The 25920-nt window shown below is 70.3% G+C and carries 21 protein-coding genes; 10 read left to right on the top strand and 11 right to left on the bottom strand.

All coding sequences use genetic code 11. The annotated features are described in order from the left end of the window. Positions 1–152 precede the first annotated feature (152 nt). The gene (locus ACO2Q2_RS14370) at positions 153–383 is read left to right on the top strand and encodes an RNA-binding S4 domain-containing protein (protein ID WP_423256551.1); all 231 of its coding nucleotides are present in this window, start codon (positions 153–155) and stop codon (positions 381–383) included. A gap of 10 nt (positions 384–393) precedes the next feature. On the opposite strand, the gene ACO2Q2_RS14365 is transcribed toward ACO2Q2_RS14370, so the two are convergent. Beyond that, on the bottom strand, positions 394–1209 hold the full coding sequence (locus tag ACO2Q2_RS14365) for an arylamine N-acetyltransferase family protein (RefSeq protein WP_423256549.1): 816 nt from the start codon (positions 1207–1209) through the stop codon (positions 394–396). 176 nt (positions 1210–1385) lie between these two features. Here ACO2Q2_RS14365 and msrA (ACO2Q2_RS14360) point away from each other — a divergent pair, with 176 nt between their 5' ends. Continuing rightward, the gene (msrA, locus tag ACO2Q2_RS14360; protein WP_423256547.1) at positions 1386–2105 is read left to right on the top strand and encodes a peptide-methionine (S)-S-oxide reductase MsrA; all 720 of its coding nucleotides are present in this window, start codon (positions 1386–1388) and stop codon (positions 2103–2105) included. Positions 2106–2206: 101 nt separating this feature from the next. On the opposite strand, the gene ACO2Q2_RS14355 is transcribed toward msrA (ACO2Q2_RS14360), so the two are convergent. The 3 genes from ACO2Q2_RS14355 to ACO2Q2_RS14345 all read right to left on the bottom strand — a co-directional run bounded on the left by ACO2Q2_RS14355 (position 2207) and on the right by ACO2Q2_RS14345 (position 6573). Next, positions 2207–4972 (bottom strand): putative bifunctional diguanylate cyclase/phosphodiesterase, encoded by a 2766-nt coding sequence (locus tag ACO2Q2_RS14355; RefSeq protein ID WP_423256545.1) that lies wholly within the window; start codon positions 4970–4972, stop codon positions 2207–2209. Positions 4973–5068: 96 nt separating this feature from the next. Next, positions 5069–5845: a TenA family transcriptional regulator gene (locus ACO2Q2_RS14350; protein WP_423256543.1), complete on the bottom strand. Its 777-nt coding sequence runs from the start codon at positions 5843–5845 to the stop codon at positions 5069–5071. Between the two features lie 338 nt (positions 5846–6183). Further along, entirely contained in the window at positions 6184–6573 is a 390-nt protein-coding gene (locus tag ACO2Q2_RS14345; protein WP_423256541.1) for an MAPEG family protein, read from the bottom strand. 173 nt (positions 6574–6746) lie between these two features. Here ACO2Q2_RS14345 and ACO2Q2_RS14340 point away from each other — a divergent pair, with 173 nt between their 5' ends. The 5 genes from ACO2Q2_RS14340 to ACO2Q2_RS14320 all read left to right on the top strand — a co-directional run bounded on the left by ACO2Q2_RS14340 (position 6747) and on the right by ACO2Q2_RS14320 (position 10463). Continuing rightward, positions 6747–6932 (top strand): hypothetical protein, encoded by a 186-nt coding sequence (locus ACO2Q2_RS14340; protein WP_423256539.1) that lies wholly within the window; start codon positions 6747–6749, stop codon positions 6930–6932. Continuing rightward, positions 6932–7105 carry an HAD hydrolase-like protein gene (locus ACO2Q2_RS14335; RefSeq protein ID WP_423256537.1) on the top strand — a complete coding sequence of 58 codons (174 nt, stop codon included), beginning with the start codon at positions 6932–6934 and terminating at the stop codon, positions 7103–7105. The genes ACO2Q2_RS14340 and ACO2Q2_RS14335 overlap by 1 nt, the downstream gene beginning before the upstream one ends. Before the next feature lie 266 nt (positions 7106–7371). Beyond that, a complete protein-coding gene (locus tag ACO2Q2_RS14330; protein ID WP_423256535.1) occupies positions 7372–8505 on the top strand; it encodes a carboxylate-amine ligase in 1134 nt (377 codons plus the stop codon). After that, positions 8502–9659, top strand: a complete 1158-nt coding sequence (locus ACO2Q2_RS14325) for a hypothetical protein (RefSeq protein WP_423256533.1) — start codon at positions 8502–8504, stop codon at positions 9657–9659. Before ACO2Q2_RS14330 ends, ACO2Q2_RS14325 begins: the two co-directional genes overlap by 4 nt. A 255-nt stretch (positions 9660–9914) precedes the next feature. Further along, positions 9915–10463: an NAD(P)H-binding protein gene (locus tag ACO2Q2_RS14320; protein WP_423256531.1), complete on the top strand. Its 549-nt coding sequence runs from the start codon at positions 9915–9917 to the stop codon at positions 10461–10463. Between the two features lie 167 nt (positions 10464–10630). Here ACO2Q2_RS14320 and ACO2Q2_RS14315 read toward each other — a convergent pair whose 3' ends face one another. Beyond that, on the bottom strand, positions 10631–11671 hold the full coding sequence (locus ACO2Q2_RS14315; protein WP_423256530.1) for a hypothetical protein: 1041 nt from the start codon (positions 11669–11671) through the stop codon (positions 10631–10633). A gap of 352 nt (positions 11672–12023) precedes the next feature. On the opposite strand from ACO2Q2_RS14315, the gene ACO2Q2_RS14310 reads away from it, so the two are divergent. Beyond that, positions 12024–14246 carry a penicillin acylase family protein gene (locus tag ACO2Q2_RS14310; RefSeq protein ID WP_423256528.1) on the top strand — a complete coding sequence of 741 codons (2223 nt, stop codon included), beginning with the start codon at positions 12024–12026 and terminating at the stop codon, positions 14244–14246. Between the two features lie 118 nt (positions 14247–14364). Here ACO2Q2_RS14310 and ACO2Q2_RS14305 read toward each other — a convergent pair whose 3' ends face one another. Together ACO2Q2_RS14305 and ACO2Q2_RS14300 are read right to left on the bottom strand one after the other, a co-directional pair. Then, a complete protein-coding gene (locus ACO2Q2_RS14305) occupies positions 14365–14820 on the bottom strand; it encodes a host attachment family protein (RefSeq protein WP_423256526.1) in 456 nt (151 codons plus the stop codon). Positions 14821–14862: 42 nt separating this feature from the next. Then, entirely contained in the window at positions 14863–15528 is a 666-nt protein-coding gene (locus tag ACO2Q2_RS14300) for a hypothetical protein (RefSeq protein WP_423256524.1), read from the bottom strand. 288 nt (positions 15529–15816) lie between these two features. Here ACO2Q2_RS14300 and msrA (ACO2Q2_RS14295) point away from each other — a divergent pair, with 288 nt between their 5' ends. After that, a complete protein-coding gene (gene msrA, locus ACO2Q2_RS14295; protein ID WP_423256522.1) occupies positions 15817–16329 on the top strand; it encodes a peptide-methionine (S)-S-oxide reductase MsrA in 513 nt (170 codons plus the stop codon). Between the two features lie 119 nt (positions 16330–16448). Further along, a complete protein-coding gene (locus ACO2Q2_RS14290; protein WP_423256521.1) occupies positions 16449–16901 on the top strand; it encodes a hypothetical protein in 453 nt (150 codons plus the stop codon). Between the two features lie 29 nt (positions 16902–16930). Here ACO2Q2_RS14290 and treY read toward each other — a convergent pair whose 3' ends face one another. From treY to glgX, 4 genes are all read right to left on the bottom strand, one after another. Next, positions 16931–19705 carry a malto-oligosyltrehalose synthase gene (gene treY / locus ACO2Q2_RS14285; RefSeq protein ID WP_423256519.1) on the bottom strand — a complete coding sequence of 925 codons (2775 nt, stop codon included), beginning with the start codon at positions 19703–19705 and terminating at the stop codon, positions 16931–16933. Continuing rightward, positions 19702–21777, bottom strand: a complete 2076-nt coding sequence (malQ, locus tag ACO2Q2_RS14280) for a 4-alpha-glucanotransferase (protein WP_423256517.1) — start codon at positions 21775–21777, stop codon at positions 19702–19704. Before malQ ends, treY begins: the two co-directional genes overlap by 4 nt. A gap of 190 nt (positions 21778–21967) precedes the next feature. Then, the gene (treZ, locus tag ACO2Q2_RS14275) at positions 21968–23743 is read right to left on the bottom strand and encodes a malto-oligosyltrehalose trehalohydrolase (RefSeq protein WP_423256515.1); all 1776 of its coding nucleotides are present in this window, start codon (positions 23741–23743) and stop codon (positions 21968–21970) included. Continuing rightward, positions 23740–25854: a glycogen debranching protein GlgX gene (gene glgX / locus ACO2Q2_RS14270; protein WP_423256513.1), complete on the bottom strand. Its 2115-nt coding sequence runs from the start codon at positions 25852–25854 to the stop codon at positions 23740–23742. The genes treZ and glgX overlap by 4 nt, the downstream gene beginning before the upstream one ends. Positions 25855–25920 lie beyond the last annotated feature (66 nt).

The following is a 25920-nucleotide window of genomic DNA, read 5'->3' as shown; positions in this document are numbered from 1 at the left end:
TGCGTGGCTTTCCCGCCGCGACCCGGACATCCACGCGCAAGCGGCCCGGTACCGTGATCGTGCTGGTCGTCGCCGTGCTGGCGTGGCGGCAGCATCGCGCCGTGCCCGCCGCCACGCCCGGTGCGGATACCTGACCGTTGCCGGAGCGCCGCATGGAATACCTCGATTTCGATCTCGAACCGCCGCACGAGCACGTGGCGCTGAACCAGTTGCTCAAGCTGGTGGGCATCTGCGACAGCGGCGGCGCCGGCAAGGCGATCGTGGCCGGCGGCGCGGTGACCGTGGACGGCGTGCCGGAAACGCGCAAGACCTGCAAGATCCGCCCGGGCCAGCGGGTGGTGGTGGACGAAGCGATCGAGATCCGCGTGCACGCCGCCGGCTGAGTCCGGCCGGTCAATCCGGCAGCGCAGCGAGGCGGCGGTCCAGCGACGGATGCGCCGGCAGCACCAGCATGAAATGCCGCTCCAGCACGCCGCGGATCTCGCGCGCGCCGTCCAGCGTGTAGCGCTCGCTGCGGCCATCGCGGTGATGCATGGTGAACGCACGGTTGCGCAGCGTGAGGCGCTGCTCGGGCACGGTGCGCGCCACCATCAGCTCGCGGGTGAAGGGCGAATCCGGGTGGGTGGCGACGTAGTGGTTGGCCACCACGAAATCCACCTCCTCGCACGGCTGCAGGGTGAAGCGGTACAGCGCCCGCCACTGCCCGGCCACCTTGGCCTGCAGGCGCCACTCGCCGGCGCCGTGCAGCAGGCGATACGGCTCATGCGGCGTGAGCTGCTCCATGCCGGGTTGCAGGCGCAGGGCGCTGCTCAACGTGAGCCCGCCGAAACCCACGTCGACCAGCCAGCGCTCGTTGTCCAGCGTCACCAGCAGCGCCATGTGGGTCTGCGCGGTGGGCACGTCCTCGGGGCGGTTCCACTGCACCCGCGCGATCAGCGGCACCACCGCCAGCCCGATGGTACGCAGCACTTCGGCCAGCAGCCGGTTGTGCTCAAAGCAGTAGCCGCCGCGGCCGCGGTGCACCAGCTTGTCCTCGATCGCCAGCGGATCGAGGTCCACCGGCTTGCCCATCAGCACGTCGAGGTTCTCGAACGCGATCGCCGCCACGTGCGCCCGCACGATCGCCTGCACGGTCGCCAGATCGGGACGCAGCGGCTGCAGGTGACCGATGCGCCGGGCATAGGCCGATAGGTCGATCTCCGGTCGCATGCATGCGTTCGCCAGGTAACGGTGGCAAACCATAGCACTGCGCCGGTCGCGTAACCGCGCCGCCCGCCGCAGCGAAACACTCACCGGACGCGGCGCCGCTGCATCCCGCAGCGGAGCGCCCGCGTATCTTTCCAGGTCACGCCTTGCCCCGGTTTCCCGCCCCACGGAGACACCTCATGCCCTCGTCCCGCCGTTCGTCCTTTCCGCTGCGCCTGGGCGTTGCCCTGCTCGCTCTCGCCGTCGGCGCCTGCACCGCCTCGCCGGCTGCCCGCGACGGCGCGATGATCCCCGCACCCACCAACGACCCGGCCGTCACCGCGCCGGGCGACCAGGTCGCCGTGCTGGCCGGCGGCTGCTTCTGGGGCATGCAGGCGGTGTTCGAGCACGTCAAGGGCGTCAGGCAGGTGTGGGCCGGCTACGCCGGCGGCAGCGCCGATACCGCCAGCTACTTCCGCGTTTCCGACGGCGACACCGGCCACGCCGAGTCGGTGAAGATCGTCTACGACCCGCGCCAGGTCAGCTACGGCACCTTGCTCAAGGTGTTCTTCGCGGTGGCGCACGATCCCACCCAGCTCAACCGCCAGGGGCCGGACCGCGGCACCCAGTACCGCTCGGAAATCTTCACCACCAGCGACGCGCAGCGCGCCGTGGCGCAGGCCTACATCCGCCAGCTGGATGCGGCGAAGGTGTACGCATCGCCCATCGTCACCACGGTGGCGCCGCTGCCGGCCTTCTACATGGCCGAGGGCTACCACCAGGACTACTACCGCACGCACTCGAACGACCCGTACATCGTCTACAACGATGCGCCCAAGGTCGCCGCCCTGCGCAAGCTGATGCCCGAGCTGTACCAGACCGAGACCTCGCTGGCCCAGGCGCAGGCTCGGCAGCGTTGACCCCCCGAAGCGTCGGGGCTAAAAGCCCCTCCCACAGGGGTGGCCGGTGGCGCGCCTGTGGGAGCGACTTCAGTCGCGACAGCCCGGTCAGCGCGAGAAGCTCAGCCCGCCCGCGGCGGCTGCACCAGGCGCAGCCGGGTCGGTGGGTTGCCGCCGCCGGACTTGAGCATGCGCAGCAGGTCGGGCACTTCCAGCGGACGGGCGTAGAGGTAGCACTGCCCTTCCTCGCAGCCGGCGCGCAGCAGGAACTCGTGCTGCTCCTCGTCCTCGATGCCCTCGGCGATGGCGTACAGCTTCAGGCTGCGGGCCATCGCGAGGATCGCCTCGACGATCGCCACGTCGTCGGGATTGCGCGGGATGCCGGTGATGAAGGTGCGGTCGATCTTCAGGCACACCACCGCCGGCAGCTTGAGGTAGGCCAGCGAGGAGTAGCCGGTGCCGAAATCGTCGATCGCCACGCCCACGCCCATGGTGTGCAGGGCGTACATGGTGCGGTGGGTGCCCTCGCCCAGACGCAGGATCGCGCTCTCGGTGATCTCCAGCAGCAGCCGCTTGGGGTCGACCTGGTAATCGCGCAGCGCGGTGTGCAGCCCCTCGATGAAGGCCGGGTGGCCGAACCAGCTGGCCGACACGTTCACCGCCACGCGGATCGGCGCGATGTGCTCGCGGTCCCACTGGCGAATCCACGCGCAGGCCGCGCGCAGCACCCATTCGTCGATGCGGCGGATCAGGCCCAGGCTCTCGGCCATCGGGATGAAGCTGTCCGGCATCACCAGCCCACGCCTGGGGTGCTGCCAGCGCAGCAGCGCCTCCACCGCCACGATGCGGCCGCTGCGCAGTTCCAGGCTGGGCTGGAACACCAGCCGGAACTCCTCGTTGGCCAGCGCCTGGCGCAGTTCGGAGGCCAGTTGCAGGCGCTTGCGCGCGTCGGCCTGCATGATCGGCGAATAGAAGCGGAACGCGTTGCGCTCCTCGCTCTTGGCCGCATACATCGCCGCATCGGCGTTGCTGATCAGGGCCGCCGGGCTCTCGCCGTCCAGCGGATAGCTGGCAATGCCGATGCTGGCACTGAGCACGATCTCGTAGTCGTCCACCGGGATCGGCGCGGCCAGCGCCGAGAGCAGGCGGCTGGCGATGCCGGCGGCGCCGTCGCGGGTGTCGATGTTGGTGGCCAGCACGGTGAACTCGTCGCCGCCGATGCGTCCACCGACGTCGCCCTCGCCCAGTTCGGCGTTGATGCGCTCGGCCACCTTGGCCAGCAGGCGGTCGCCGAGGGCGTGGCTGTAGCTGTCGTTGACGATCTTGAACGCATCCAGGTCGATGAACAGCACCGCCACGCAGCGCCGGGCACGCGACGCAAGCGCGAGTGCCCCGGTGCAGCGGCGCTCGAATTCCGAGCGATTGGCCAGCCCGGTGAGCGGATCGTGGGTAGCCAGGTGCTCCAGCCGGCGCTGGTCGGCCTTGGTGGTGGTGATGTTGGTGAACACCGCCACGTAGTGCAGCACCCGGCCGGCGTCGTCGCGGATGGCGCTGATGCTCAGCAGCTCGGGATAGCTGCTGCCGTCGCGACGGCGGCTCTTCACCTCGCCGCGCCAGTTGCCGCCCAGCTCGATCGAGCGCCACACGCTGTCCGGCAGCGGACGGTCGTCGGGCAGACTGCGGGTGTCGTCGAAGCGCAGTCCCTGCAGCGCCTGGGCAGTAAACCCGGTGATCTCCACGTGCGCGGCGTTGACGGTGACCACGCGCCGCTCGGCGTCGGCGATGATCACGCCCTCGGCGATGCTGCCCAGCGCCTTGGCTGCCACGCGGCGCTCGCGCTCCATCGCCACGCGCTCGGAGATGTCGCGCACGATCGCCTGGCTGATCTCGGTGTCGCCCCAGCGCGCGATCGAGCTGCGCGTTTCCACCGGACGCACCTGGCCGTCGGGGCCGAGCAGCGCGGTGAGCGCGATGTCACCGCGGTGATGGGCCGGCAGGGTCGGCGTGTCGTCGACGTCCAGCGGGTCGTGGGCGAACAGTGAGGTGAATTCCTTGCCGACCAGCTCGCGCTCGCTGCGGCCGGTCCAGGCGGCGGCGGTGCGGTTGGCGTCGATGATGCGACCGCTGCCGCGGTCGACCATCACGATCGCGTCGCCGGCGCTGTCGAACAGCAGCCGGTAGCGCTCCTCGCTGCTGCGGATGCTCTCGACGATGCGCCGGGACATCCACATCCACAGCCCGGCAGCGAGGCAGAACGCCCCGATGACGCACCAGAACAGCATTTGCTCGGCCCATACCGCGCCCTTGACCATCTCCACCGAGAACTGCTCGGTGCGCGGCTGCATGTATTCGTTGAGCGCGTCGATGCGCGCCCGGGCCTGCGCCGCCTGTGCGGGAGACACGGTGCCGGTGACAAAGCCGGCTTCGAGGCGGTCGGCGATGCGACCGAGTTCGGCGATGGAACCGTCGGTGGAGCGCCAGGCGTCCAGCGAGGCCTTCACGTGCGGTGCGCCGGCGAAGTGGCGCAACATGAAGATCATCCCGGGCTGCGATGCCGGCATGATGTTGCCGCGGCGGAATACCTCGTCGAGGTCCTCCCGGCGATAGTGGCCCGCGGCGATCGCGTCGCGCCCCCAGCGATCGCCCTCGAGCAGTTCGTAATTGCGGCGGAAGCTGGCCAGGTCGGCCGGGGAGCCACTGAGGGTGTAGCTTTTGAGGTCGATCACGGCCTGTTTCTGGGCCTTCGACCAGATGCTCTCGCTGTTGAGGAAACCAGCGAGAGTCACCTGGACCTGCAGCACGCCCCAAGTCATGGCCATGATCAGCGCCACCGCCGACGCGAGCGCGTAGACCAGCGGCATCAGGCGCCGCGACAGGGACCGCTGCATACTCAGACTGTTACCGACGAAACGCATTGCATGCCTGCCTGCTGAAGGACACCAACCCGTGTCCGCCGTCCCAGTTTCCCCTTCTGCGACAGCACCTTACGCCGCAGCCTCGCTCACCACCAGTCGGTTCGGGCAGTTCTGGATGCATCGGTCGCCCAGCAGGATCATGCTGGTGTAACTGCGCTTGATGCATTCAGCCAGGTGCGCCACGTCATCGGCCGAGGGCTCCAGTCCCATCAGCGTGCAAACGATTTCCAGCGCTTCCCACGGGTGAGTGTCGTCATAAGCGGCATGCAGGTGCAACCACTTTAATGCCGACGTACGTACCGAAGGATCAAAGCTTTCCCGGTACTTCGTGCTGTCATGGATCATCTGCGACCACTCTCCGGTCACCCCTTCGATGGCGTAGTTGGTGGCGACGATGCCGGCAGCGAGGGTTCCCCGGTGGCAGATGTCCTCGCACCAGCGCGACAACCCGTCGGTGCCGTGCGGCGGCAATTCGTGCAGCAGCCGCTGGCGGGGCACCCCCGCGCCCTCGGCCCACTGCAGCCAGTACTCGGCATGGTTCTGCTCCACCCGGATGTTGCGCACCAGCCAGCGGCGGGCCAGGTTGTCGCCCGGGCTGCGGCCGTAGCGGGTCTTGAGCAGGCTCAGCGCCATGAAGCCCGGGAAACGCTCGATGAAGGGCCACAGGCCCATCATGAAGTTGGCCGTGGACTCGTCGTCCAGGCGCAGGTCCATCATCAGTTTCCAGATCTCGTGATCGAGCACGCGGGCCTTGGTGCTCGCGCAGTCGGCCACCATGTCCTGCGCCCACTGCGGGTAGCTGGACAGCTCGGTGAGCGGGCCGGTGCGTTCGAAGTGCTTGTTCATGTGTCGCTCCTTGAGGCGGTTCGATGGCTGCCAGCAGCCGGTCGTGCGCAAGCACGCCGGACGGGGTGCCGCCGACCGGACAGCCGCGGTCGCCGGCAAACCTGGTATCCCGACGGGCCGATCAGGGCACCGCCGGCTCTTCCTTGCGCCGGTGAATGCGCAGGCTCCGCAGGAGCCGCGCGAGCGCGTGCCGAAAAACGCAAATCGTCCGGCCTGCCCCCGCAGGAGCGCACCCTGTGCGCGAAGGCTTTTATGCCAACCCGATGAAAAGCCTTCGCGCACAGGGTGCGCTCCTGCGGCTGCGGCCAATCATTCCGGCCGGAGGGACCGCAATGTCCTCAGAACAGCCCTTCGATCACCTGCAGCATGCCCCAGAATCCCACCACCCAGACCAGCGTGCGCAGGTAGGGAATGCCGATGACGTACACCGGCAGGTAGACCACCCGCGCCCACAGGTAGATCTGCGCGCCCAGCGCGGTGCCGGCGCTGGTTCTCTGTGCGGCCACCACGGCGAGCACCGCGGCGGCGAAGAACACGAACGTCTCCATGAAATTGCCGCTCGCCCGCGTGGCGCGCGCGGCGAAGCCGGTCAGCGGCCGCGCCTCGCCATCGCGGTTGCCCGCGTTCCACTTCAGGCCGCGCTGGGCGGTGGCCAGCGTGGCGGCGACCAGCACATGCACCAGGCCCAGTACCACGGCCCACGTCAGCATCTTCAGTTCCATCGTCATCATCGCTCTCCGCTGAAAATGCCCGGCACGACAGGACGTCAGGCGCAGCCGCCGGGCAGGCAGGCCATCATGCCCGATCGTCGCACCGGCATTTCGTGGCGCGCCAGCCCGGACGGACACGGCGCGGCGGCGCGGATTATCGTGCCGCCCTTCCCGGTCCGACTGGCCTGCCCGTGAACTACCGCTGGATCCTCTTCGATGCCGATGACACGCTGTTCCACTTCGACGCCTACCTGGGCCTGCGCGAGCACTTCGACCCGCTGGTGATTTCCGAGCAGCTCGGCGTGGCCAAGCCGGATGTGCGCATCTTCGAGCACGCGCTGACACGCATGGGCCAGCCGCCGCGCGAGCGGTTCTGATGGTGGGCGACAACCCGCACTCGGACATCCTGGGCGGCCTCAACGCCGGCGTGCACACCTGCTGGTTCAATCCGCACGGCCACAACACGCCCGAAGGCATCACGCCGCACCACCAGGTCCGTTCACTGACCGAATTGCAGGCGTGGCTGCTCGCCGCCGCCGGACCGAAGTAGCGGCCGGACGGGTCGTGGCGCCCGGTCCGGCCGCTGACCGGACCCGCCGCGGTACCGGCAACACGTCGCCATCGGCCCGCTGACGCCGGAAAGAATGGGCGAAGCGTTCCTCCAGGCAGCCAGCGCCTTGCCGCGGCGATCGAAACGCCGCGCCGAGGGCGATGCCGTGACCGCCCGACCGGGGCCCCTTGCGAGGCGCGATGCGTCACGCGACGGCACCTGCGGCAAAGGTGTTTGATGCGCTTTTCCACGAGAGGAGGCGCGTCATGGTCACGTTGGGCATGGAAGAGGAAGTGCAGGTGGTGAACGCGGGCGGCGAGCTGGTGCCGCACGACTTCACCGAGGGGCAGGACGACTGCGCCAGCCGCGAGGGGACGATGGATCGGGAGATCCATCGCTGCGTGATCGAGCTGAAGACACGCATCTGCCACGGCGTGCCGGACCTCGTCGCCGCGCTGGCCACGCTGCGCGCGCAGGCGCGGCGCAAGGCGGCCGCGCAGGGCCAGCAGATCCTGATCGCCGGCATGCATCCCACCGCGCGCTGGCAGCAGCAGGCGATGCATGAAGGCGCGGCCTTTCCGCATTACACGGCATTGGTGGAGGAATACCAGGACGTGGCGCGCAGCGCCTTCAGCTTCGGCATGCACCTGCACCTGGGCTTCGCGCCCGGGGCGCCGCGCATGGCGATCATGAACCGGCTGCGCCACGTGCTGCCCGAGGCGCTGGCACTGTCGGCCAGCTCGCCGTTCTTCGAGGGCCGCGACACCGGGCTGCACTCGTGGCGGCACAGCCTGCTCGACCGCTACCCGCGCATGGGCATGCCGGACGTGTGGGACAGCGAGGCGGCCTACGACGCGCACGTGCAGCGGCTGCGCCGCACCGGCTGCATCGGCCCCGAACAGGGCCTGTGGCAGGACCTGCGCCTGCACCACCGCTACGGCACGCTGGAGGTGCGCATCATGGACACGCACCCGCAGCTGGCGCGCATCGGCCTGATCGCCACGTTGCTCAAGTGGGAGGCCGAGACACTGGAGCTGGAGCTGGCCCAGGGTCGCGCCGGGCCACCCTGGCCGCGCACCTGCATCGACGAGAACAAGTGGCGCGCGCGCCGCCACGCCATGCAGGCGCGCTGGATCGACTGGGATCGCGACGAGGAGATCGCCACACCGGCGCGCTTCGAGCGCTGGTGGTCGCGCATCGCGCCGCGCGCGCAGCACGCGGCCGAGCATCACTTCTGGGAGCGCGAGCTGGCCGCCGCGCTGGACGAAGGCAGCTTCGCCGACCGCCTGCGCCAGCGCGTGCATGCCGATGGCGGCGACTGGCGCACCACGCTGCACTGGATGGTGGCGCAGACCAGCGAGGATGCCTGCTCCCTGCCGCGCGCGGAGGGCTGGTCATGAGCGCGCTGCCGCAGATCGCCCTGCACCGGCTCGGCGCCGATGCGCTGGGCCAGGCGCTGGCCGACGTGCGCGCGCCGCACCTGCCGCAGAGCCAGATGTCCGACCACTACGCCGTCGGCAACCCTGCGCTGCGTGCGGCACTGAAGACGAAAGTGGCGCACCTGGTCGAGGCGCTCGGGCCGCAGTTGCGCCGACCGCGTCCGCACTGGCACGGCGCGCAGCCGGACGTGCTGGCGCTGGACCTGGCCTTTGTCGAACATCCACGGCAGCCGTTCGAGCTGGCCTGGGTGGAGATCCAGGCGTTCACCTCGATGCTGCCGACCTTCCACACCCTGCATCAGGCGCAGCGCCGCCTGCACGGGCTCGACCATCGCTGGCTGCCGCACGACCCCGCGCCTTACGCGACCACCTGGGCCGAGCACCTGCGCCGCTGGGTGGCGCCGAAGCCGGCCACCGTGCTGATCGAGGACCGCCCGCACCAGCGCGCCACCTGGCCCGACCTCGACGCCGCGCGCCACTGGTGGCAGGTGGCCGTGCACGACTGGAGCGAACTGGTCCCCGCGCACGGGCTGCTCTATCACCCCGGCACCGCGCGCCACTTCGGGCACGTGTGGAACCGGCTGATCCTGTCCGACCTGTCGCCGTTCGAGCGCCGCAGCGCCGAGGCCACGCTGATCGCCGCCGACCGCATCAGCTGGCACAGCCATCCGGCCTGGTACGAAGGCATCCACAAGGGCAGCCTGGCCGACGTGGCGCTGGCCGAACACGAGGCCTGCCACTGGGTGGAGAGCAGCCCGCTGTGCGCCAACGGCTGGCAGGCGGCCGACGCCTGGGTGGCCAAGGCGGCGGGCGGCCATTCCGGCAGCGGCCTGCTGCTGACGCCCACCGCCGAACAGCTCGCCGCCCTGCCCACCCCGCGCCAGTGGATCGTGCAGAACCGCTTCCGCCAGACCCCGATCGGCGTGCACCCGGACACCGGCCAGCCGCTGTTCGGCGAAGTGCGCTGCATGCTCGGCCTGGAACAGGACCGCCCACCGTGGGTGATGGCCTGGATCCTGCGCCTGTCCACCAACGGCATCGCCACGCTCACCGGCCGGCAGACGGTGCCCGGCGAAGGGATGACGATGCTGTATTTCGACAGGAGCGAGGCATGAGCCTGCCATGCCATCCGGTGCGCCACCGCGCCTGCGTCCCGTCGCCCACAGGGTGGGCTCCTGCAAGAGCCCCTCGCTGTCGTAGGAGCGCACCCTGTGCGCGACACGCTGGCCCGGCATGCGGTTATCGTGGATCTGCGCTTCGACTTCGCTCGCTGACGCAAGCTACGCTCGGCGCGAACGGGCATCGGATACGGGGAACATCATGAGCCGCAGGACGAGTGCGCCATCCACCAGGCTGGGGAAGACGCGCGCATGAGCACGGCCTTCCTTACCGGCGCCAGCGGTTTTCTCGGCGGGCACCTGCTGCGCGAGCTGGTCGCCGCCGGCCACCGCGTGCGCGCACTGTCGCGCTGGCCGGAAACCGACGCGGCAATCGCCGCGCTGGGTGGCACGCCGGTGCGCGGGAGCCTGGCCGACACCGACGCCCTGCCACGCGCGCTGGACGGCTGCGAGGCGGTGTTCCATGCCGCCGCCGACACCAGCCTCTGGCGCCCGCACGCCGCCGCGCAGCTCGCCACCGACTTCGTCCATCGCGTGGGCGCGGCGCTGGGCCGGCGCACGCCGCGCGGCGCCACGCCGGCGTGGGTGCTGATGGCCTACGACCGCGTGCTCGACGGCCTCTCGCGCCTCACCCGCCGCGAGCCAGACGTGACACCGGAAGGCGCCGCGCTCACCTCGCACCGTCTGCACGTGGATTCCTCCAGGGCGAAGCGCGAGCTGGACTACGTCGAGACGCCGCTCAATGCGCTGCTGGCCGGCACGCTGGCGTGGATGCGCGCCGAGGGCATGCTGTCGGGTTGATCTGTCGCCGATCTATCGGTGCCCGCGGCGGCGGCGATATCGCGCGCATCGGATGCCGGTGCGGGCCAGCCGCGGCACGCCAGCGCGCGCAGCGCCCGGCCGGTCACGTCGGCGCTCAGCGCCGTGTTCGGCATCCAGCGCCGCAGCAACGACGAGCTCAGCGCGGGTCATTCAAGATGGCCCTCATCGCTGATCGCCAGCACGCATTCGTCGGCGCCCCAGGCGCGGCAGCACACGTTGAACACGCTCACCTCGTGCGCGGCCACGTGCGGGCCCAGCGCGCCTTCCAGCAACCCGGTGAAGAACACGCAGCCGGAGCGACCGGCTTGCGCGCACAGCGGACTGTGCCGGATATGCAGCTGGCTGCCCTGCGCATCCGCCTGCGCCAGGGCGCGCAGCGCGGGCAAACCCACCCGCTCGATCGCCTCGGTCAACGCCATCGGCGCGGCGGACCCGTCGCGGCGGGCGAGGGCCGCGCCCAGGCGCTGGCCCGCGCGCTGCAGCGTGGGCTCGCGCGCGCCCGGCGCCACCGCGCCATCGAGCTGCAGCAGCACGGCGATGAGCTCGCCCGACAGCTCGGCGCGATCACTGAGCAGGCGCTCGATCGCCGCCTCGTCCGCCGGCAGCGGCACGATCTCCACGTAGGGATCGGCCGGCGGCGGGGCCGGCGCGGGCGGCGGTGGCGACTGGGGTGCCAGCCGCTCGGCGGGCCGTTGCGGCAGCTCGTCCGTCGCGCGCCCCGGCGGCGCGGCCGGCGGCGCGGCGACTGCTTCCAGCGGCAGCAGGAATTCCTCCGGATCGAATGCCGGCAGCGGCACCACCGGCGCGGGCGGCCGTGTGGACCCGGGCGGCGGCGCGGCCGCCGGCGCAGCAGCGGGCGGCTCGGCGGGTGCGGCCGCCACCGGCGCGGACGGAACGTAGCCTGAGGTATCCACCGCACGCGAGGCGGCAAAGTGCTCGCGCATCTGGCCGCCTTCGAAAGCTGCGATCGCGTGGCTGATCACGCGCTCGTGTGCGCCCAGCGCGCCATCGAGCGCGCGCTGCCTGCGCGGTGCGCCGGCGACGACCAGGGTGAGCAGCGCGCCGTGGCGATCCATCATTAGACGCTGGCGCTGCAGGACAAATCCATGGGCCGCGACGACGCGGCCGATTTCCACCAGCAGGCCCTCGCGCGAGTGTGCGAGCACCTGCACCTCCAGCTCGATCATCAGGCCCCCCCTGTCTTCGATGCCGGTGATGCGTTTCGTTGTGGGCCTACCTTGCCACGAAACGCGCCGCGCGAAACGTGATGCATCGCGAAGCGCAGGTCATCCGGCGGCGCGTAGAAATGCCCGCCTCGCAGCGGATGGGCACGGCCTGGGGGTAATCGCGGCAGTCGCGGCGGCGAGCACGCGTGCGAGCATGCGTGCGAGCATGAATGCTCCTCCCTGGAAGTCCGGTCGAATCGTGTATCCGGCGCGCACCCGCGTCCTATGCCAAAGGTGCCGTGCGCGACCGTACCGTCGCCAAGCGCGGCGGTCTGGGTTACATAGTGGGGATGGGTAACCCGAGGGGAATTTCATGCCGATTTATCCGACGACTGCGGCAGCACCGCGCCATGTCCGTCTCGCCGTGGCGGCGCTCACCCTGGCCATGGGCCTGCTGGCCGTTGTGCCGGCCCGTGCCGGCAGCGCCGAGCACGACCGCTGGCAGCGCGAGGCACAGGCGGTGACGATCATCCGCGACGACTGGGGCATCGCCCACGTGCACGGCACCACCGACGCCGACGCCGTGTTCGGCATGGCCTACGCGCAGGCCGAGGACGACTTCCACCGCGTGGAAACCAACTACCTGCTCTCGCTCGGCCGCATGGCCGAGGCGAAGGGCGAGTCGGCGATCTGGCTGGACCTGCGCCAGCAGTTGTTCATCGATCCGGTGGTGCTGAAAAAACTCTACGGCCAGAGCCCTGCCTGGCTGCGCCAGCTGATGGATGCCTGGGCCGACGGCCTGAACGACTACCTCGCCACCCATCCCGACGTGCACCCGCAGGTCATCACGCATTTCGAACCGTGGATGGCGCTCTCCTTCACCGAGGGCAGCATCGGCGGCGACATCGAGCGAGTGGATCTCAAGCAGCTCAAGGATTTCTACGGCCAGCCCGCGGATGCGCCGTTGGCGCAGGTGGAGATGAAACCGAGCTGGGTCGAGCCGACCGGCTCCAACGGCATCACCATCGCACCGAAGCTCACCGCCAACGGCCACGCGCTGCTGCTGATCAACCCGCACACCTCGTTCTTCTTCCGCTCCGAGCTGCAGATGTCCAGCGACGAAGGGCTCGACGCCTACGGCGCGGTGACCTGGGGCCAGTTCTTCATCTACCAGGGCTTCAACCAGCACGTCGGCTGGATGCACACCTCCACCGGGCTGGATGCGGTGGACGAATTCGCCGAGACCATCGTGCGCAAGGACGGCCAGCCGTTCTATCGCTACGGCAAGGAGCTTCGGCCGCTGACCTCGCGCGAGATCACCGTGCCGTATCGCCGCGCGGATGGCTCGATGGCCAAGCGCACGTTCACTGCCTACTTCACCCACCACGGCCCGATCGTGCGCAGGGACGGCGACCAGTGGATCGCCGAGGCGCTGATGAACACGCCGATCCCGGCGCTGGAGCAGAGCTGGCTGCGCACCAAAACCCATGACCTGGCCAGCTACATGAAGGTGGCCGAGCTCAAGGCCAACTCGTCCAACAACACGCTGTTCGCCGACGACAAGGGCGAGACCGCGTTCCTGATGCCGCAGTTCGTGCCCAAACGCGACAACCGCTTTGATTACACAAAACCAGTGGACGGCTCGAACCCGGCCACCGACTGGCATGGCCTCACCTCGCTGGACCAGCTGCCGCAGGTGGTGAACCCGCCGAACGGCTGGGCCTTCAACACCAACGACTGGCCGTACTCTGCCGCCGGCCCCAACAGCCCGAAACAGGCCGACTACCCGCGCTACATGGACACCTTCGGCGAAAACCCGCGCGGCCTGCACGCCACGCGCCTGCTCACCGGCGCGAAGGACGTCACGCGCGCCTCGCTGATCTCCATGGCGTTCGACTCGTACCTGCCCGCCTTCGCGCGCCAGCTGCCGGTGCTGATCCATGACTACGACGCGCTGCCCGCCAGCGATCCGCTGAAAGCCAAACTGCGCGGCCCGATCGCCCTGCTGCGCAGCTGGGACTACCGCTGGGGCATCGCCTCGATGCCGACCACGCTGGCGGTGTTCTGGGGCGACACGCTGTGGGACGAGGTGAGCAAGGCGGACACTGCCGAAGGCCTGTCGATCTACGACGTGATGGCCGAGAAGGCCGGCCCGCAGCAGCGTCTGCACGCGCTGGCCGAAGCGGTCGATCGCCTGCAACAGGACTTCGGCCATTGGGGCGTGCCGTGGGGCGAGGTGAACCGCTTCCAGCGCCTCACCGGCGACATCCAGCAGCCGTTCGACGACGCCAAGCCGAGCATCCCGGTGCCGTTCACCTCCTCGCGCTGGGGCTCGCTGGCCTCGTTCGGCGCGCACCGCTGGCCGGGCACCAAGCGCTACTACGGCACCAGCGGCAACAGCTTCGTGGCCGTGGTGGAGTTCGGCCCCAGGGTGAGCGCCCGCGCGATCACCGCCGGCGGCGAGAGCGGCCACCCGGACTCGAAGCACTTCAACGACGAGGCCGAGCGCTACACCACCGGCAACCTGCGCGAGGTGTACTTCTGGCCCGAGCAGCTGAAGGGGCACACCGAGCGCGTCTACCACCCGGGCCAGTGAGTGCGACCTCTGCGTCGTGGGCGATGCGCTCCCCAGCCGCGTTGTGGGAGGGGCTTCAGCCCCGACGCCCTGGCCCCTTTTTGCGAAAGCGACACGACGAGGCTTGTCGCCTGTGCCGTCAGTCGAGCATCGCGGCGATCGAGCGTCCGATCTCCTCCAGCGGCGACCTGGTCAATGTCTTGGCCAGCTCTCCCACGATCCGCTTCGTTGCCTCGGCGTGCAGCTGTGGACGGATCTGGCCCAGTGTCTGCGGGTCGGCCACCAGCAGCATCGCCTCGAACTCGTTGGCCAGTGCAGCGGCGTTGATCCACTGGCTCAGCTGCTTGGCGAAGGTCGCCTCGTCAACATAGGACTGGCTCGCATCGGGCGGCACCCGGCCTGACGGGCCGTCGTCGCCGAGGTCGGTCGGTTCGATCACTTTCACCTGGTGCAGCTTCAGTCGGGTGCCCGTACCCAAATTGTGCAGTACGCGCGCATGTGTGCCATCGGCGACCACTACCCACGTGCCTTCGGGAATCTTGTACATCCAGCTCTCCTCGACCGGCGTGAACCCCGCTTCCACCAGCAGTCCCACCTCGCGCTGGTCGCCGTAGCCGGCGATCCGGCGTGGAACCGCTCACGACGCCGCGTGCATGCGGCGGATGCGCACCACCGCGCCACCGGCGAAGCGCACCACGAAGGTGGCGCCCTCGTGCGACTGCGCCACCACCGGCACCGCCACCGCCGGCTGCGCCCGCAACGCACCGCGGTTGCGCGCCGCCTCCTCGCCGACGGGGATCAGCGTCATCGGCGGGCTGAGCGTCTGGAAATCCTCGAAGCGCGAGCCGCAGGTGCTGCAGTCACGCTGGATCGACGGCAGGCGTTGCATCCAGATGAAGTACTTGTTTTCGTGGGCGATCCACACCCGCGCCTCGCTGTTGCGCACCCGCCCCACCGCGCCGCCGGCGTTCCACACCTGCACCAAGTGCGCCATCCGGCAATCCGCCACGGCGCATTCCTGCAGCACCAGGTATTCATCATCGTTGAGATGAACCGGCTGCACGCTGAGGATGTCGCCCTTAACCAGCGCCTCGGCGGGGAACACCACCGTGGGCATGCGCTCGTCGACCCGGAAATTGCCCGACACCACGTAGCCGCCGTGGATCCGGGTGTATGGCGCAGTGACGGTCACCCCGGGCAGGTCGTGGCCGGGCCGGCTCTGCGCGTGGGCCGGCAACCACGCGAGACACAGCACGGCGATCAGGACGAGGCGGATATGGGTGGGCAAGGTTCCGGCGGGCATGACGACTCCTGTCTGCAGACTCGATCGTGGCGGGCCGCGGCGGCTACCACGTTACGCGATCGGCGGCGCCGGCACTACTTCCGCAGCCGTTGCCGGTGACCACGCAATGACAGCCGGGCAAGTGGGATGCGATGCATGGACCGGCGGGCGCAGCGCGACTTCGCCGCATCGCGCAGCCGATGCGGTTCCGGCTGCCACCGCATTCGCCCTGAACCCTTGGCGCCCCGTTGAATCCGTACCGGGTACACCCAACATGCCGGGATTCATCCCCATCGAAGGAGTTGCTCCGTGACCGCTCTCACCGAACGCGCCATCCTCGCCGGCGGCTGTTTCTGGGGCATGCAGGAGCTGGTGCGCCGCCAGCCCGGCGTGCTGTCCACCCGCGTGGGCTACTCCGGCGGCGACGTGCCGAACGCCACCTACCGCAACCACGGCACGCACGCCGAAGCGATCGAGATCATCTTCGACCCGGCCGTCACCAGCTACCGCGCGCTGCTGGAGTTCTTCTTCCAGATCCACGACCCCACCACGCGCAACCGCCAGGGCAACGACGTGGGGCCGAGCTACCGCTCGGCGATCTACTACACCAGCGCCGAGCAAAAGGCCGTGGCCGAGGACACCATCGCCGACGTCGAGGCGTCGGGCCTGTGGCCGGGCAAGGTGGTCACCGAGGTGGCGCCGGCCGGCGATTTCTGGGAGGCCGAACCGGAGCACCAGGACTACCTGCAGCGCTACCCCAGCGGCTACACCTGCCACTTCGTCCGCCCGGGCTGGAAGCTGCCGCGGCGCGAGCGCGCCTGAGGCGGGCGGGCGCGCTCGCGCGTCGCGCCTGCCGCCACCGCGCCGCCGGCCGTGACAAAATCGGCGCCCGCTGCATGCGCCGAGCGGGTGGCGTCACTACCGGGCAAGGGGCCAAGGCCATGGAACTCGTCTTCACCAAGGGAGCCGGCAAGCACGACCGGATGGACGTGATCCGTCACGGCGCGCCGGTCGAGAGCATCGACTGCCCCAAGCAGGGGATCGTTCCGCACGACATGGTCCATTACGCGGTGGAGAGCACCCTGCACCAGCGGGGTTTCATCGGCCGCGTGCTCCACGGCGAAGCGGCCTCGTTCCAGATGCAGGGCAATTCCGGGAGCGACGGCGTGGAACGGCTGGTGGAGGTGTTCCAGGCCGACGGCTGGTCCGGCTGGAACTGCGCGCCGGCGGACATGCTGGAGCTCTACCGGGTCACCTGCGGGGCGCGCGCGTGCGCGCCGTTGTCGGTGCAGGCCGAGGATATCGAAGCGGTCCGCGGCAGGCTGCTCGAACTGACGGAACGGTGGCAGGCGCTCGCCGCAGGCGCATCGCTGACGCTGGCGTTCGAAGCGTAAATCGCCCGCGCGCCGTAAGACGGGCATGTTTATGCAGGTTTATTCGGGGCTCTTGGGGGCTGGTTGGCTTCGCAAACCCCATCTTCCAGGGATGCCCCGGATGAACAACCTACTGAGAGATCACAGCTAGGAACCTGTGCGGCAAGCAGCACCGCCACCGGCAAGGGATGCAGCCAGTCGCCTGCTTCGAGCGAGTTGCCAAGCTCGGCCTCCCTTCCGCTCAGCACGTCCCGGTAGCGCCCCGGCGGCACCCCGTGCACTCGGGTGGGCGCCGGCAGCCACTGCGCCAGCGCTGCCGGCGCCGGCGCATCGAGCAGCAGTGCGCCCAGGCGCCGCAGCACCAGGACGATCACGGTCTGACCCTGGGCCTGCCGCCGGAAGGCCAGCAGGCGCGCCTGCGCTGCGGGCGCCGGGGCGTCTACCGGGAGCGGCTGGTAGTCGCCCTGCGCGAACACCAAAGGCGCCTGCCGGCGCAGCTGCAGCAAGCGGTGGATCAGGTGCAGCTTTAGGTGGCCATCGCGCCAGTGCCGCAGCCGCTCTCCGAGCGATGCCTGGGTGGCGAGCGCCTGGCGCCGCGCGCCGAAGTCGACCGGCCGGCGGTTGTCCGGATCCACCAGGCTGAGATCCCAGAATTCGGTCCCCTGGTAGGTGTCCGGCACGCCCGGCGTGGTGAGCTTGAGGGCGACTTGCGCCAGGCTGTTGGCCGCGCCCGCCGCGGCAATGCGCTGGACGAAGGCGTGCAGCTCCATGGCAAAGCCGTGGCCCGGCCCGAGCAGCCCGTGGAGGAAGGCCTCGCAGGCCTCCTCGTAGGGTTCGTTGGGCAGCGTCCAGCGCGAGCGCCGCTTGGCCTCGCGCAGCGCCTTGCGCTGCCATTGCGCCACGCGCCCGGCGAATGCATCCAGGCCCGACCGATCGTCGGGGGCAAGATCAAGCGGCCAGGAACCGACCAGGGTCTGGTAGAGCATGTATTCGTCGGCGGCCGAGGGCGCGCCCTCCTCGGCGTTGCGCAGGCTGGCATTGCGCTCGCGCCAGCGCGCCACGGTGCTAGCCCACAGCCCGGCCACCTGCGGCTGTGACAGCACCGCCAGCCGCGCGCGGGCATCCTCACCGCGCTTGTGGTCGTGGGTGGCGGTGGCCAGCAGGTTGTGTGGATAGCGGGCCGCGCGCTCCGCGCAGGCGTCGTGGAAGGCCGCGACGTCGATCGCCAGCACTGCCGGATCGGCCCCGACCTCGTTGCGCGAGAGCAGACGGCCGTAGCGGTAGCAGGCGGTGTCCTCCACCGCCTTGGCGGCCATCGGCGAGGTCGCCTGCTGGAAGATCCGCATGGCGCGCTCGCGCGCCTGGCGCACGCCACCGGGCGGCAGCTGGCGGGGCGGCTGGCCGCCCAGCCACTCCGACACTGCCTGCAGCAGTTCGCGATCCTCCAGCCGCACGTGCCGGCGGGCCTGCGCATCGGCGTACTGGAACACCGCCTCGTCCGCGGCATCGCGGCCGAGCCCGCCGGCATAGGTGCGATACACCGGGAAATGCACCAGCAGCTCCACCAGCACGCGGCGGATCGCCGCCAGGCTGACGTCGCGCGTGGCCAGTTCGGCGCGCGCGGCATCGAACAGCGCGCGCGCCGTGCGGTTCAGTTCGGCCTCGAAACTGTCGACCAGGATCTGCCGCCGCGCCGCGCGCGCCACCTCGGCGAAGCCGCTGCGCTCGCCGCTGATCGCTTGCCAGGTCACGGTCAGTGCCGCCTCGCCCGCACGGTCGTGCAGCAGCGCACCGACCTGGTCCATGAACTCGTAGCCGGTGGTGCCGTCCATGCGCCAGGCCTGCCGCAGGTGTTCGCCCTCGGCGAGGATCTTCTCCACCACGACGTAGGCGCCACCGCGCCATGCATCGGCCGGACGCTGCCTCTGCAGGCGGCGCAAGCGATGGCGCAACTGGCGGCAATACCGGTGCGGATCGGCCAGGCCGTCGACGTGATCCACCCGCACGCCGTCGATCAGGCCCTCCGCGTACAGCCGGAAGATCAGCGCGTGGCTGTCCTCGAATACGCGCGTGCGTTCCTGGCGCAGGCCGACCAGCTCGTTGATGTCGAAAAAGCGGCGGTAGTCGACGATGTCGTTGGCCAGCTTCCACCACACCAGCCGGTAAGGCTGGCGGTCGATCAGGGCGGCCAGCGCGGCCAGGCCAGGCTCCGTGCTGGCGTCGTGGGCCGCGATCACGGCGTCGCGCTGCCCTGCCCCGCGCACGGCTTCCAGCGAGGCGGGCGAGAGCGGCAGCGGGGTGTCGTAGACGAACAGCGCGAAGGCGTTCGTGGGCTGATCGAAACCCAACCGCACGTCGCCCTCGCGCAGTGCCTGCGCATAGGGCTTGCCCAGGATCGGCAGCAGCACGTGGCCGCGCACCAGCGGATCGGGACTGGCCCAGTCGATGTCGAAGTAGCCGGCATAACGGCTGGCGCGGCCATGGCGCAAGACATCCATCCACCACGCGTTGCCGGCGCCGGCGTACATGTGGTTGGGCACGATGTCGAGCACCAGGCCCATGCCGTGCTGGCGCAGGCGCGCCACCAGCCGGCGCAGCGCCGGCTCGCCGCCCAGCTCGGGGTTGAGCTGGTGCGGGTCGATCACATCGTAGCCGTGGGTCGAACCGGGCCTGGCGCGCAGCAACGGCGAGGCGTACAGATGGCTGATGCCAAGCTCGGCGTAGTAGTCGACCAGCGCCGCGGCGTCGTCGAGCGTGAAGCCGGCATGGAACTGCAGTCGCGCCAGCGCACGCGGCGGTCCGGCCGGGGGTGGTGCCGTGCTCATGTCTCGCGGCGCCCTCGGGTGATCGCCTGGCAGCAGGCGCTGGCCACCGGACCGTCGAACAAGGCCGCGGAAGTCTCGGGCAGGCGGCGACGCCAGTTGGGGTGCACCTCGTCGGTGGGCCCGGGAAGGTTGGGCTGCTCGCACAGGCCGAGCAGGTCTTCGGCCGGCACGATCACCAGCGGTGCCGGGGCGCGCGCGACGTGTCCGCTGGCCGCAACCACCACCGGCACCACATCCTCCGGCGCCGGCGGCGCGTGTTCGTCCTGCGCCGCGCCGGAAGCGCAGAGCGCACGCCACAGGCGGCCGCGGTCGGCCACGCGCTCGGCCGCCTCGTCCACGCCCGGCTCGTCGAGCCCGGCGCGCTGGCGCCATTCCAGGTCGCGCCCGCACCACCAGCCGGCGACCGTCGGTACGTCGTGCGTGCTGGTGGTGGCCATGGCGTCGGGCGACCAATGCCTGGGCGCGATGAAGCCCCGGTCCTGCGCCCGCTCGAACCACAGCACGCGGATGCCCAGCACGCCGTTGTCGGCGATGCGCTGGCGGAAATCCGGCGGCACCGTGCCCAGGTCCTCGCCGATCACCAGCGCGCGGCGCAGGTGCGATTCCAGCGCGAGCAGCCGCAGCAGGTCCTCGAATGGGTAACGCAGGTAGGCGCCCTCGGTGGCGCCAGCGCCGTGCGGCACCAGCCACAGGCGCTTGAGCCCCAGCACATGGTCGATGCGCACGCCGCCGGCATGGGCCAGCGCGGTGCGGAGCATCGCCAGATAGCCGCTGTAGCCGCTCTGCCGCAAGCCCCGCGGCGAGAACGTGGTGAGGCCCCAGTCCTGCCCGTTGCGGTTGAGCAGGTCCGGCGGCGCACCGACGGAGAGGCCCTGCAAGAGCTCGCCCTGGTGGCTCCAGGCCTGGCTGCCGCCCGGATCGCTGCCGACCGCGAGGTCGGCGATGAGCCCGATCGCCATGCCGGCCTGGCGCGCGGTGCGCTGGGCCGCGTCCAGGCCCAGCACCGCCTGCCATTGCAGGAACGCATGCAAGGCCACGTCGCGGCTGTGCTCGCGGGCGAATACCGCCACCGCCGGGCCGGCCGGGTCGTGGTACGTCGCCGGCCAGGCCTGCCAGCCACCGCGCGTACCGTGCGCCCGGAAATGCAGCTGCAAGGCCTCGAAGCGGGCGTGCCGTTCCAGCTCCTCGCCCTGCCGCGCGCGAAAGGCGCTGAAGCGGCGGGTCAGTTCCGAATCGGCCGTCGACCATTCGAACAGCGAGCGCAGCAGGGTGATCCGCGCCCGCGCGGCGCGCGGCCAGTCGATGCGGTCCAGCCACTCCAGCTCGGCCATTTCCTGGCGCAGGTTGTGCGCGTCGGTGACGGTGCGCGCGGCCTCGGCGCCGCCGACGCGCGCGGGGTCGACGTACAGCGCGTTGAGGAACAGGCGGCTGGATGGCGAGTACGGGCTGTAGCGCTCCGGTTCGGCGGCGAACATCGCATGCACCGGGCTGATCGCCACCGCATCGGCGCCCTGCGCCGCGGCGGCGCGCACGCACTGCTCCAGCGCGGTGAAGTCGCCCATGCCGCCGTCGCCGGGCCGGCGCAGGCTGCTCAGCTGCACGGCCACCCCCCAGGCGCGCCGCGTCACGCCAAGCTCGCCCACCCCGAACGCGCGCGCCGGTGCGACCGCCAGCGTGGTCTGCGCGGAGCCGAGCAGCAGCCGGTGATAGCCGATCTGCGCAGGCGCCCGCAGCTGCCGCTCGCCGTCGGCCAGGCTGCCCTCGCCCAGCACGATGCCGTCGGCGTCCTCGATGCGGTAGCTGCGCGCAGCATGCGCCGGCGGCACGTCGAACGGCTGGCCCGCATCCACCACCCGCATCGGCGGCAACTGGCTGCCGTCGTTCTCGCGCCGCAGCAGCTCGTGGCTGGCGTCGAGCTGCTGCGCGCTTTCGCAGGGCAGCCCCAACGCGCCCAGCACCCTGCGCAAGGTCGGCAGCGGCACCTCCTGCGGTCGGCCGTTGGCGTCATGCCAGTGCACATCGACGCCGGCTTGTTCGGCCAGCTCGACGAGGCGGGCCGCGAGGTCGCTCAAGAGCGACCTCGCGGCCGGCGCAAGCGCGGCGGCGCGGACGCACCGGCCCTGCGCAATGTTGCGGCAGGCAGGAACCCACGGCAGCAGGACGCTGCTCCCGCCCCGGTCTGCGCCGGTGCCGGGCGCAGGGCTGGACGCTGCCTGGTGGCGCCCTGCGCACCCGGCGCGGGCATGGCCTCGGGTGACGGGATCAGCATGCGGACGGCTCCAGGCAGACGAGCGTGCAGGCCGGGGCCAGGCAGCCTTCGGCAAGCGCCGCGACCGCGGATGGCTCGCCATGCAACCAGCGCGCGCCACGCGTCGGCGGGATGTCGATGGCCAGCGGCGCGTCGCCCAGGTTGCAGTAGATGCGCAGGCATGCCGGGCCAAGCTGCCAGCGCGCATGCAGGGCGCGTTCGGCCAGCGCCTCGGCACCGAGGGCACGGGCGTGATCCAGGTGCGGCAGCAGATGCTGCTTGCGCACGGCGAGCAACTGCCGCAGCAGCGCCTGGCGCGCCGCGCCTTCGGGGCGCTCGGCCTCGGCCGGGTCGGGGCGCGAACGGTCGCAGGTTTCGGCGGCATTCGGGTCGGGAATTTCCTCCGCCTTACCGTAGCTTTCGAACTCGGCGAATTCCTTGCGGCGTCCTTCGCGCACCGCATCGCGCAGGGCCTGGGTCTGATGGTCGGTGAAGAACAGGAACGGCGCCGTGCTCGCCCACTCCTCGCCCATGAACAGCATCGGGGTGGCGGGCGTCAGCAGCAGCAAGGCATAGCACGCATCGAGCAGCGCTGGCGGCACCAGCACGCTGAGCCGCTCGCCCAGGGCGCGGTTGCCGATCTGGTCGTGGTTCTGCAGGAAATCGACGAAGCACAGCGGGCGCAGGTGCGCGCTGGGCTCGCCGCGCGGTTTGCCGCGCATCGGCTCGCCCTGCCAGGCGAAGCCCTCAGCCAGGCAGCGCACCAGCTTGCCGATGGCATCGTCGGCATAGGCGCCGTAGTAGCCGGACCTCTCGCCGGTGAGCAGCACGTGCAGCGCATTGTGGAAGTCGTCGTTCCACTGCGCGTCGAAGCCTGCGCGCAGCAGGTGCGCCTGGTTGGCCTCGTTCTCCAGGATCAGGTGCACCTGGCGATGCTCGCCTGCCGCAGCGCGCACGCGCGCGGCCAGCGAGGCCAGCCACGCCGGATTGCCCAGGGTGTGTACAGCGTCCAGACGCAGCCCGTCGAAGCGGTACTCCTCCAGCCAGTACAGCGCGTTGTGTACGAAGAAATCGCCAACCTGCGGCACCGCCACGTCGATCGCCGCGCCCCATGGCGTCTGCTGGCCGCTCTCGGCGGCGTGGAAGAACGGCGAGGCATAGGCGCCCAGGTAATTGCCGTCTGGCCCGAAGTGGTTGTAGACCACGTCCAGCAAGACCATCAGCCCCTGCCCGTGCGCCGCGTCGATGAGCGCCTTGAGCTCGTCCGGCGTCCCGTAGGCAGCGGCCGGCGCGAACGGCAGCACGCCGTCGTAGCCCCAGTTGCGCTCGCCCGGGAACTGCGCGATCGGCATCAGCTCGAGCGCCGTGATGCCCAGCTCGCGCAAGCGCGGCAGAGCTGCCTGCACTCCGCGGAAGCCGCCCATCAGGCCGACGTGCAGCTCGTAGATCACCGCCTCGCGCCAGGGCCGCCCGGACCATCGCGGGTGCTGCCAGCGGTAGGCGGCGGGGTCGACCACCACGCTGGGTCCATGCACGTCGCCGCCTTGCTGGCGGCGCGAGGCCGGGTCGGGGACCCGCAGCGCCTCGCTGATGCGATAGCGATAGCCGGTGCCCGCGGCGGCCTCGCAGATGCACTCGTGCCAGCCATCGTCGAGCGCACGCATGGGATGCGTGCCGCCACCGTCGATCTCCAGCAGCACCCGCTCCGCATCCGGCGCCCACAGGCGGAAGCGCACCCGACCATCGCCATGCAGTTCGGCCCCGTACGGCATCGCGTGGCGGAAGCTCATGCGGTCGCCTCCTGCCGCGGCGTGGCCGACAGCAGCACCACGCTCTGCCCTTCCACCTCCAGCGCGGGCTGGTCGAGCAGACGGTCCGGCGCGTCCGGCGCGGCGCTGTCCAGGCGCAGCCGCCAGGGCAGCGGCGGCCCCGGCAGCACGAAACGGTGCCGGGCATCGGTGCCGTTGATCAGCAGCAGGGTGACGTCGATGTGCCGGCGCGCCTTGGGCAAGGCACGTCGCAGCGCGAGCAGGCGGCCCCCGGCGAAATCCCAGTCGCTGTGCCGCATGGCGACGCCACGCTCGTCGAACCAGGAGACCGGCGACAGGCCCGGCAGCAGCTCCGCGCCGCCATGCATGAACGTGTCGGCGCGCAGGGTCGGATGCTGTTCGCGCAGGCGGATCAGCCGCGCCACGAAATCGATCAGCGCATGGCCGCGATCGGATTGCGCCAGCCGCCAGTCGTACCAGGAAATCTCGTCGTCCTGGCAATAGGCATTGTTGTTGCCCTGCTGGGTGCGACCGAATTCGTCGCCGCCCAGCAGCATGGGGGTGCCGTGCGAGAACAGCAGCGTGGCAAGCATGGCGCGTTTGGCGCGGCCGCGGGCCTCGTGGATGGCTGGATCGTCGGTCGGGCCTTCCACGCCATGGTTGCAGCTCTGGTTGTCGTTGGCGCCGTCCTGGTTGCCTTCGCCGTTGGCCTCGTTGTGCTTGCGCTCATAGCTGACCAGGTCTTCCAGCGTGAAGCCGTCGTGCGCGGTGATGAAGTTGACCGAGGCCCAGGGCCGCCGATGCTGGTGGTCGAACAGCTCGGCCGAGCCCTGCAGGCGCCCGGCCAGCGCGCCGCGCAGCCCGGGATCGCCCTTCCAGAAGCGCCGCACGTCGTCGCGGAACCTGCCGTTCCACTCGCCGAAGCCGGGCGGGTGGTTGCCCAGCTGGTAGCCGCCCGGACCGATGTCCCACGGCTCGGAGATCAGCTTCACCCCATTGATCAGCGGGTCCTGCCGCATGGCATCGAACAAGCCGCTGCACGGATCGAAACCGTGCGCCTCGCGCCCCAGGCTCACGCCCAGGTCGAAGCGGAAGCCGTCGACGTGGAAGGTGTTGACCCAGTAGCGCAGCGAATCCATCACCATCTGCAGCACGCGCGGATGCGCGGTGTTCAACGTGTTGCCGGTGCCGGTGTCGTTGATGCAGTGGCGCGGATTGTCCGGCAGCAGCCGGTAGTAGCTGGCGTTGTCCAGGCCGCGGAAGGACAGCGTGGGGCCCAGCTCGCTGCCCTCGCCGGTGTGGTTGTACACCACGTCCAGGATCACCTCGATGCCGGCCGCATGCAGCGCCTGCACGGCGGCGCGGATCTCGTTGAGCGCGCCTTCGGCCAGGTACTGCGGCTCCGGGGCGAAGAAGGCGATGGTGTTGTAGCCCCAGTAGTTGCGCAGCTTCATTTCGGTGAGGCGGCGGTCCTGCAGGAAGGCGTGTACCGGCAACAGCTCGACCGCGGTGATCCCCAGCCGCACCAGGTGATCGATCACGTACGGCTCGGCAAGCGCCAGGAAGGTGCCCCGCTCGTGCGGGCGCACGCACTTGAGGGCACGGGTCAGGCCCTTGACGTGGGTCTCGTAGATCACCGTCTTAGACCACGGCGTGTGCGGGCGATGGTCACGGCCGCCCCAGTACAGGGGCTCGTCCACCACCACTGCCTTGGGCATCGCGGCGGCGCTGTCGCGACGGTCGAACGACAGGTCGGCACGTGGCGAGGACACCCGGTAGCCATGCAGCACATCGGACCAGCGGAGCTGCCCGGCGAGCAGGCGCGCATACGGATCGAGCAGCAGCTTGTTCGGATTGAAACGGTGTCCCCGCTCCGGCTCGTACGGCCCATGCGCGCGGTAACCGTAGAGCTGCCCGCCGCGCAGGCGCGGCAGATAGCCGTGCCAGATGTCGTCGGTGCATTCGGGCAGGTCGTAGCGGGCGATCTCGCGGCGGCCGGAAGGATCGAACAGGCACAGTTCGATCCGCTGCGCATGCGCGGAGAACACCGCGAAGTTGGTGCCGATCCCATCGCAGTTGGCGCCCAGCGGATAGGGCGAGCCGCTTTGCATGCGTTCGGGAAGCGTCGGCATCAGTCAGCCTCCTGCCGCAGCGATCGCCGCGGCGCACCCGTGCGTGACCTCATGGCCACGGCCTGG

The organism is Dyella sp. KRB-257 (assembly GCF_049445995.1).
In the GTDB taxonomy this organism is placed as follows: Bacteria; Pseudomonadota; Gammaproteobacteria; order Xanthomonadales; family Rhodanobacteraceae; genus Dyella_A.
Note: the sequence above shows the minus strand (reverse complement) of the source record. Positions and strands in the feature narration are given on the sequence as shown.